1 protein-coding gene is annotated in these 426 nt (G+C 60.8%); it reads left to right on the top strand.

Annotated features, from left to right (window positions below):
• A partial coding sequence (locus MKD38_RS30930) for a transposase (RefSeq protein WP_252682467.1) occupies nucleotides 1-426 on the top strand: 426 nt, incomplete at both ends.

Here is a 426-nt window from a genome sequence, read left to right as displayed (position 1 = left end):
CAAGACCGATCCCGATGCCAAGCTCTACCGCAAGGGCAAGACATCCAGTGAGCTGCGCTACATGGGTCATACCCTGAGCGACAACCGCCATGGCCTGGTGGTTAGCGCCATGGTGACCAAGGCGGACGGACACGCCGAGCGGGAGGCCGCAAAGGTCATGCTTAACGATGCCAGGCAGGTGATTGAAGACCTGAATGTGGAAGTCACCGTGGGCGCGGACAAGGGCTATGACGCGCACGAGTTCATTGAGGCCTGCCTGGAAATGAAGGTGACGCCCCACGTGGCGCAGAACACATCGGGTCGTCGCTCGGCCGTTCCTGATGCCATTGCTTCCAGCGCCGGTTATGCCGTCTCGCAACAAAAGCGCAAGCTGATCGAACAGGGCTTCGGGTGGGTCAAGACCGTGGGGCGCATGCGTCAGGTGAT

The organism is Cupriavidus sp. WGlv3, from assembly GCF_023952475.1.
Lineage (GTDB): Bacteria > Pseudomonadota > Gammaproteobacteria > Burkholderiales > Burkholderiaceae > Cupriavidus > Cupriavidus phytorum.
This window is presented reverse-complemented; position numbering and strand designations above follow the sequence as displayed.